The organism is Microcystis sp. M53602_WE12 (assembly GCF_030065455.1).
Classification (GTDB): Bacteria; Cyanobacteriota; Cyanobacteriia; order Cyanobacteriales; family Microcystaceae; genus Microcystis; species Microcystis aeruginosa.
Genome location: NZ_JASJFB010000722.1, coordinates 1 through 7,605 on the forward strand (window position 1 = coordinate 1; position 7,605 = coordinate 7,605).

Consider the following 7,605-nt stretch of genomic DNA (forward strand, 5'->3'; position numbering starts at 1 on the left):
ACAAAGCGATTAAAGACGCTTTGGCGTTAGTCCAGTCTAATGATCTGGTAGTCTATGAAGCTATAAAGGTAAGAAACTTAGTCAAAAACCGTAAGCTTGCCAAGTCGATTTCTGATGCTTCTTGGTATCAATTCACTCAATGGTTTGAATTTTTTGCCAAGATTTATCGGATTGTTTGTGTTGCTGTGCCGCCGCATTTCACTTCTCAAGATTGTTCAGTTTGTGGTACGCGAGTTCAAAAAACATTAAGCACTAGAACTCATCAATGTCCCAATTGTAAAACAGTCTTGGATAGGGATCATAATGCAGCCATCAACATTCTTAAAAAAGGGTTGAAATATTTGGGAAATCATCTCAACGGTACTGTTGGGCAAACAGAAACCGACCCAAACGCCTTGGGAGAGTCCGGCCTCTGGGTTTTCAGTGGAGACATTGAGAATCTAAGTTGTCTCGTCGAACAAGGAATTTCCGATAGTGATAGGTCAAGAATCCCCCGTCACAGCGTAGCTTGACGGTGGGAGTATGTCAACTCACCTTGGCGGCGTATTATTGACAATATTGAGAGCATAAAGGCGAAAACGCTCTAGATCGGCTTGCAGGGTTGATTCCACCACTCGACCGAGGAAAAGATTATCCATCAATTTTCCTAACCAACCTGGTATAGCATAGGCTGCTGTCAGTCGCACAATACTCCTACCATGACGGTCATAAAAACGAATTGCCCCGCGGTTAGGCAACCCGTCCACGGATTCCCATTGAATCATCTGGTGGGGGACAATTTTCAGTATCCGTGACAACCAAGTAAATTCTAGACCACCACTGGCTAACTTCCAACGGGAAAGCTCTGGCTCCTCCTCGAGAATTTTCACCGATTCGATCCATTTCATCCACCGGGGCATTTGTTCTAAATCTGACCAGAGCTCCCAAACCAGATCGATCGGCGCGTCCACTTCTACCTGTACACTATGTTCTAACCAAGTCATTCGTTAATTCTGGCGATGCTGAATATTTCTATGATAACGGCTATTAGTCTTTAGCTTTTGACTCAATGATAAAATAAAAACAATCTTCGAGGTTTAATTTTACTATGTTAATCAGAAAACTGCTCGAATGTGAGGAATTCATCGCCGGTGATCATACCCGATTGCGCGAGTTATTGCATCCCGATAAACAGCCGTTAAATCTACGTTATAGTTTAGCCCACGCCTGGGTAGATGTGGGGGAAACTTCTACTCCCCACGCTTTAAAAACTGCGGAAGTTTATTATATTTTGCAAGGACAAGGGGAAATGCACATCGATGAGGAAGTGCAATTAGTGACTGTCGGTGCTGCCATTTATATACCTCCTCTAGCTAAACAATATATTCATAATTGTGGGGAGGAACCCTTAATTTTCTTGTGCATTGTCGATCCTGCTTGGCGACTAGAAGACGAAATTATCTTTGAGTAAACCTAATGAATATTGGCATTATTGGACTGGGTTTAATTGGTGGTTCCTTGAGCTTAGATTTCCGCTCACAAGGTTATAAAGTTTTGGGAGTTTCTCGTCAACAATACACCTGTGATATCGCTGTGCAAAAAGGAGTTGTAGATGAATCTAGCACCAGTTTAGAATTATTAGCTACTGCCGATTTAATCTTTATCTGTACTCCTATACATTTAATTGTGCCAACTTTGGAAAAATTAACTCCCTATTTAAAAACCCAAACCATTGTCACCGATGTGGGATCAGTTAAAGGGGTAATTGTAGCCAATTGTGGCCAATTGTGGCCAAATTTTGTCGGTAGTCATCCTATGGCTGGGAAAACCGAACAGGGAATTAATGCGGCACAATGTGGTTTATTTGTCAATGCCCCATATCTGATTACTCCCCTTGAATCTACCCCTAACTTTGCCGTGGAAATCTTAACTGAAATCGTGCAGAAATTAGGCTGTAAAATTTATTATTCCTCCCCCGAAGAACACGATCGAGCCGTGGCATGGATTTCCCATCTGCCAGTAATGATTAGTACCAGTTTAATCCAAGCTTGTGCGAAAGAACAAGACCTGAATATTCGAGAATTAGCGGAAAATTTAGCTAGTTCTGGTTTTCGCGATACCAGTCGCGTCGGTGGTGGCAATCCCGAATTAGGTTTAATGATGGCTAAATACAATCGTCAAGCTTTATTGATATCCTTGACAAATTATCGGCAAAATCTTGATCAAATTGTTGACTATATTGCAGGAGAAAAATGGCAGGAAATAGAGGAAATTCTCGTTTCTAGTCATCAATATCGAGCCAAGTTTATTCAATAAAAATACCATTTTGCCCAGCAATTATACCCTGGTGCTGTATTATAGATTTATCCTCAGTAAACCAAGGCAATAATATGAACACCTTTTTTGACTTTGAATCCGAATTTGTTGACTCCTTACGTTGCATACCGATGGCCGTGAGAATGAAACTAGATACCTGTGGAGTTAAATTAAAATTATCCCATTGGATGCAGTTAACTCAACCAGAAAGAATGGTATTAGTTAATATGGCTTGTACGACGGCAGCAGAAGCCAAAATCTATCGAGATTTTCTGCAAAAATTAATCGCCGAAAAAACTGGCAATCCCCCGGAAGAACTAGCAATAGATCCCGATCCTGCTTGGCTAGATGATAGCCAGATTCCCGATACAGTCCGAGAAAAAGCTAGAGAATTCCAGATCGAAATTAGTTTAGAACAATGGCAAAAATTGCCACCATCCCAACGGTTTGCCCTGATTAAACTCAGTCGTCCGGGTCATGAAAATCTCAACTTCTATCCGGCCCTGAAAGAGTTTCATATAGTCGATGCCTAACTCAAGAACCTATGGTATATTAAGTTTGTTTCTACCTTACTTTGGCGAGAAATTAGTATTTTATACCAGATCAATCTCGAATTAAAACGGGGGGAAATAGCGGCTGATAGCTGGTTTAATTAGTCCCAGCAAAGGTGAGATTTTCTGCTAGGGCAAACCTTAACGGGACTTAATAAATAAATTGCAGGAACTCGCTGCTCTGGAACTTGGTCAATTCTCTTAATAAAAATGATAATTAATGAGCATATTCTTGGAAAATAATTATACAGTTTCCATCCAGTCAAAAACTTGATTCAATTGCGACAAATCGATTAAACCGTACTGCCATAAAACCATCGGCAAAGAACCCACCGATGCTTCACAGAGACGCACAGCCATATCGAAGGAACGGGGAGAAATTGCTAATTTTTCCAAGAGGAAAGTGCGGAGTTGTTTTTGTTGATGAGCTTCCATGATGTAAGGATCATTGGTAATGATAATCGGATTATTGAATAACTTATCCTCTATTAAAAAGAGATGCTTCCCTCACGGGGATCACCCAATTGGGTGATTTTGTCCACCAATCGGAATAATTTAAGAATTTATCCATAATATGTTCTACTATCCCGAAATTGCTAGTAGGGATATCAACACTTCCTTTACTTAGAAAAACGAGAAAGGGGAACTTTTGGGATAAGCTATTGATAACCTAGTTTTTGCTCGAGTAGGAGAGAATTTCCCTCAATGAGTCATGTTCCTCAAGTTTCCGTGATTATTCCTTGCTATAATTAAGGTCGCTATCTTGATGATGCGATCACATCTGTTTTAGTGCAAACATACCAAAACTTTGAAATCCTGGTCGTTGATGATGGATCCACAGAACCAGAAACCATCGAGATTTTACAAAATTATCAACAGCCAAAAACCTGGATCATCCGCACAGAAAATCAAGAGGTTGCCACAGCGAGAAATCTAGGAATTGCCCAAGGGCAAGGAACCTATATTCTTCCCCTTGATGCTGATGATAAAATTGCCGATTCCTATCTAGAAAAAGCGGTTGCTTTGCTAGAAAGTAATGAGCAATTAGGTATAGTTTATTGCGAAGCGGAATATTTTGGCGATAGACAAGGAATTTGGCCGCTGCCTGAGTATAAATTTCCCGATATATTAGTAGATAATATGATATTTTGCTCCGGTTTGTTTCGGAAATCCGACTGGGAAACTGTGGGCGGCTACAATAGCAATTTAATTTATGGTTGGGAAGATCACGATTTTTGGTTATCTCTGATCGAATTAGGTCGAGAAGTCTATCGTATCCCAGAATTGTTATTTTTCTATCGACAAAAAGCTGATTCTATGAGTCGCTCAATGACCGCAGAACACTAGATCTATTCCTACACCCAACTTTTTTATAATCATCCCCAACTTTACTCCCAAAATATCCAAGCCATTTTTGCCGCTTTAGTCACCTTAAGAGTCGATATATTCGCTCAGTTGGAACGGGCTAGAGAACGAATTAAACAATTAGAAATCCATGGACAAGAATTGCAACAAGAATTGCAAAAAACCCAATTGGATTATCGAGAAAGAGACGAGGAATTACAAAAAGCTGACAGTAAAATAGCCGCCATGGGAAAAAGTAAATTCTGGCAAATGAGAAGAGTTTGGATTAAAATGCAAAAATTGCTAGGTTTGCTGGAAAAAGACCCAATTTATTCCTAAGGGAACTTCAACGCTAAACAAAGATCGAATCGATTATAATCATTACAGAGTAAGCACTTGACGATTTGACTTCTGGATCACGGTGCCAAGATTTAGATCGTCGATAATTCCTCGCAGGTTGGCGATTCCTCTCTGTTTCATGGTTTCTTCTAGTTCTTTACTTTCGGTTTCCCAGTATTGAGTCTATTTTAGTCGGTCTTTGGGGTTGTAGATTTTGGCATCGGGGAGGACAATGGGGAAGATGGGATCGTAGAAATCTCCATTTTTTGCGATCTCGATTAACTCGAACATACAGTTACAGGAAAATGGATAATACAATAGGAAAATCTTGGCCAAAGTAGCCACAAAAATTGATAAGTAGGGAGGCACAATTATTTGTAGGATGGGTTAGCGGTAGCGTAACATAATCGGGCGTTGGGTTTCATGCTTCAACCCAACCTACGTTCATCTTATATTTAATTCCACCCACCTACTTAATATCAAGGGTAGAACTGAAAAAAGCAATTTAGCCGCCGCTACAGCAATTCTGGCGGGGTTAGTATTAAGTAAGGAAATCATCAGAAGCTTATTAAGAGAAGAAATTATGGGCGAATCAGTCATTGATCAGGACATCCAAGAAAAAGGAAGACAATCAGAAGCGGTTTCTTTGATTCTACAACTACTTAACCGTCGTTTAGGTGAAATATCCTCAACTTTAAGCCAACAAATCCAAGAACTATCCCTAGAACAATTAGAAACTTTAGGAGAAGCGCTGCTCGATTTTACCAGCTTGACAGATCTGACCACTTGGTTATTGGACACAGAAACTTAAATCCCCAGAAGATGTCTGCTCGTCCTGCGTTAAATTTTTAAATACTGGCTTTTTTTGTATTGATTTAACCATGGCTACCAGCGATATCTCCAATTCTACTCACTCATCCCCAAAACCCCTGCCAAAACTGGGACTTTTCACCATGTTTCGCTTAGGACTCTTTCAGATGGGACTAGGTATTATGTCCCTGCTGACTTTGGGGGTTCTCAATCGGATTATGATCGATGAGTTAAAAGTTTTACCCTTTCTTGCCGCAGCTGCGATCGCTATGCACCAGTTTGTTAGTCCAGCACGCATCTGGTTTGGGCAAAGATCCGACGGTAAAACTATTTTTGGTCATCATCGCAGCGGTTATGTCTGGATTGGAGCGGCAGTTTTTACCGCTTTAGCTTTTGTTGCTTTGCAGGTAGTCTGGCAATTGGGACTTAGTATTCAAACTTCGGGATGGAATACCATTTCCTACGCCTGGATTGCCCTCTTGGCCTTAATTTTCGCCCTCTACGGACTCGCTTTAAGCGCCAGTTCTACCCCTTTTGCTGCCCTCTTGGTGGATGTGTCCGATGAAGATAATCGATCGCAATTAGTTGCTATAGTTTGGTCAATGCTGATGGTGGGAATCGTCGTCGGGGCGATCGTTAGTTCTCGTTTGCTGGATACTCCCAATATCTGCGGTACAAATATTTTGACCTATGATCCGACTCAATCAGCCCCTATAGCCAATATTCCGCAGCTACAGGCGAGTATTAACCCCGTGTTCGCGATTATGCCCGCTATCGTTTTCGTTCTCTGTATTTTAGCGACTTTTGGCGTAGAAAAAAAATATTCTCGTTTTAGTAGCCGGTCCACTCTTGTGCAAAGAGAGGATCAAATTACCTTTAAAGATGCCCTACAAGTTCTCACCGCTAGTCGGCAAACCGGTTTATTTTTCACCTTTCTGCTGATGATGACTTTGAGTTTATTTATGCAGGATGCAATTATGGAACCCTTTGGCGGCGAGGTTTTTGGGATGTGTATCGCCCAAACGACCCAATTGAACGCTTTTTGGGGAACCGGAACCCTTTTTGGTATTGCTGCCACGGGATTTATGCTCATTCCCCGCATCGGTAAACAAAAAACCACTAAATATGGCTGTATTTTTGCAACAATTTGTTTTATTCTCTTGATTTTTGCCGGCTTTTCTGCTAACCAAAGTTTATTAAAATCAAGCTTGCTCTTTTTCGGTTTAGCTTCGGGAATGATTACCGCCGGAGCTACCAGTTTAATGTTAGATTTAACCGCCGCCGAAACCGCAGGAACTTTTATCGGCGCTTGGGGATTATCCCAAGCGATCGCACGGGGATTGGCCACGGTTTTAGGGGGTACGATTTTAAATATCGGTAAAGTTGTCTTTTCTAGTCCGGTTTTAGCCTATGGCTTCGTTTTCCTCGTGCAAGCATTGGGAATGATCCTAGCAGTTTGGTTATTAAGTCGGGTTGATGTGAAGGAATTTAAGGAAAATGCCCGAGCAGCGATCGCAACAGTCATGAAAGGAGAGATCGACTAGCAAAAGCAAGTAAAAGTGAGATAACAGGAGAATTAGCCCGATCGGGGGAAGTTGGTTAGCAGCTTTTTTCCTATCCTAAAAGTAGAGAGGAAAACGAAAGAGGAGGCTAAAACGATGAAAAGGACTTTAATGATTACCCTAGGTTCCCTAGCCTCCTTACTGCTGATTAACCCCGTCGGTGCGGAAAATCCTCAACAGGTACAACAATTATTGAATACGCGGGAATGTCCAGGCTGTGATCTCCGCGGTGCAGATTTAAGGGGGGCGCATCTAATCGGCGCAGATTTGAGAAAAGCGAATTTACAAGGAGCTAATCTAGAGGAAGCTAACTTAGAGGGCGCGGATTTGACGGATGCTAACCTAGAAGGCGCAAATTTGACCGCAGCTTTTCTGACTAATGCCAGTTTCAATCAAGCTGATCTCGATGGAGTCAATTTCACCAGTGCCGTGATTTATGATGCCGATGTGACAGGTGCATCGATGGAGAGAATTAACTTGACAAATGCTCAGATTTATGGTACTGGCATCGCTGTGGGTGGTGGCAATCCCTAGATAGGGCGGGCTGAATGAATCTAAAAACCTGGCGTTGTCAAATTGAAAGATGCTCCGAATCAGCACCGGAACTGAAATTACTTTGATAGGAAAGATTACATGGCATCTTGACAATTAGTGTTTAATGAACGAATAGTGCCGATAGTTGGGCTTAAGTGGGGAACAAGAGT

The 7,605-nt window shown here is 41.6% G+C and carries 9 protein-coding genes and 2 pseudogenes; 8 read left to right on the top strand and 3 right to left on the bottom strand.

From position 1 onward, the window contains the following. The coding region (locus PX482_RS22365; protein WP_288123024.1) for an RNA-guided endonuclease InsQ/TnpB family protein at positions 1–512 on the top strand (512 nt) is incomplete at its 5' end. Between the two features lie 18 nt (positions 513–530). On the opposite strand, the gene PX482_RS22370 is transcribed toward PX482_RS22365, so the two are convergent. Then, positions 531–983: an SRPBCC family protein gene (locus tag PX482_RS22370; RefSeq protein WP_288123026.1), complete on the bottom strand. Its 453-nt coding sequence runs from the start codon at positions 981–983 to the stop codon at positions 531–533. Positions 984–1,087: 104 nt separating this feature from the next. Between PX482_RS22370 and PX482_RS22375 the strand changes: the two genes are divergently transcribed. The 3 genes from PX482_RS22375 to PX482_RS22385 all read left to right on the top strand — a co-directional run bounded on the left by PX482_RS22375 (position 1,088) and on the right by PX482_RS22385 (position 2,828). After that, positions 1,088–1,450: a cupin domain-containing protein gene (locus PX482_RS22375; protein WP_002736559.1), complete on the top strand. Its 363-nt coding sequence runs from the start codon at positions 1,088–1,090 to the stop codon at positions 1,448–1,450. Between the two features lie 5 nt (positions 1,451–1,455). Further along, positions 1,456–2,295 (top strand): prephenate/arogenate dehydrogenase, encoded by an 840-nt coding sequence (locus tag PX482_RS22380; protein ID WP_002758188.1) that lies wholly within the window; start codon positions 1,456–1,458, stop codon positions 2,293–2,295. A 74-nt stretch (positions 2,296–2,369) separates the two neighbouring features. Continuing rightward, the gene (locus PX482_RS22385) at positions 2,370–2,828 is read left to right on the top strand and encodes a nitrate reductase associated protein (RefSeq protein WP_002758190.1); all 459 of its coding nucleotides are present in this window, start codon (positions 2,370–2,372) and stop codon (positions 2,826–2,828) included. Between the two features lie 261 nt (positions 2,829–3,089). On the opposite strand, the gene PX482_RS22390 is transcribed toward PX482_RS22385, so the two are convergent. Beyond that, positions 3,090–3,281, bottom strand: a complete 192-nt coding sequence (locus tag PX482_RS22390; protein WP_002758191.1) for a DUF2949 domain-containing protein — start codon at positions 3,279–3,281, stop codon at positions 3,090–3,092. 270 nt (positions 3,282–3,551) lie between these two features. Between PX482_RS22390 and PX482_RS27880 the strand changes: the two are divergent. Then, positions 3,552–4,529: pseudogene (locus tag PX482_RS27880) on the top strand (glycosyltransferase). Between the two features lie 183 nt (positions 4,530–4,712). Here the strand turns inward: PX482_RS27880 and PX482_RS22405 are convergent. Next, positions 4,713–4,898, bottom strand: a complete 186-nt coding sequence (locus tag PX482_RS22405; RefSeq protein ID WP_155120374.1) for a hypothetical protein — start codon at positions 4,896–4,898, stop codon at positions 4,713–4,715. Between the two features lie 106 nt (positions 4,899–5,004). Here PX482_RS22405 and PX482_RS22410 point away from each other — a divergent pair. From PX482_RS22410 to PX482_RS22420, 3 genes and pseudogenes are all read left to right on the top strand, one after another. Next, a pseudogene (locus PX482_RS22410) lies at positions 5,005–5,340 on the top strand (DUF4351 domain-containing protein); the annotation flags it as partial. Positions 5,341–5,410: 70 nt separating this feature from the next. Next, on the top strand, positions 5,411–6,883 hold the full coding sequence (locus PX482_RS22415; protein ID WP_288025665.1) for a BCD family MFS transporter: 1,473 nt from the start codon (positions 5,411–5,413) through the stop codon (positions 6,881–6,883). 114 nt (positions 6,884–6,997) lie between these two features. After that, complete coding sequence (locus PX482_RS22420) at positions 6,998–7,435, top strand: pentapeptide repeat-containing protein (protein ID WP_002758200.1); 438 nt, start codon at positions 6,998–7,000, stop codon at positions 7,433–7,435. The last annotated feature ends 170 nt before the right edge of the window (positions 7,436–7,605 follow it).

Bases quoted from the DNA above. Each gene is read 5' to 3' on its own strand.
- PX482_RS22415 (WP_288025665.1), top strand. From the start codon at position 5,411: ATGGCTACCAGCGATATCTCCAATTCTACTCACTCATCCCCAAAACCC.
- PX482_RS22380 (WP_002758188.1), top strand. From the start codon at position 1,456: ATGAATATTGGCATTATTGGACTGGGTTTAATTGGTGGTTCCTTGAGC.
- PX482_RS22375 (WP_002736559.1), top strand. From the start codon at position 1,088: ATGTTAATCAGAAAACTGCTCGAATGTGAGGAATTCATCGCCGGTGAT.
- PX482_RS22420 (WP_002758200.1), top strand. From the start codon at position 6,998: ATGAAAAGGACTTTAATGATTACCCTAGGTTCCCTAGCCTCCTTACTG.
- PX482_RS22385 (WP_002758190.1), top strand. From the start codon at position 2,370: ATGAACACCTTTTTTGACTTTGAATCCGAATTTGTTGACTCCTTACGT.
- PX482_RS22370 (WP_288123026.1), bottom strand. From the start codon at position 983: ATGACTTGGTTAGAACATAGTGTACAGGTAGAAGTGGACGCGCCGATC.
- PX482_RS22390 (WP_002758191.1), bottom strand. From the start codon at position 3,281: ATGGAAGCTCATCAACAAAAACAACTCCGCACTTTCCTCTTGGAAAAA.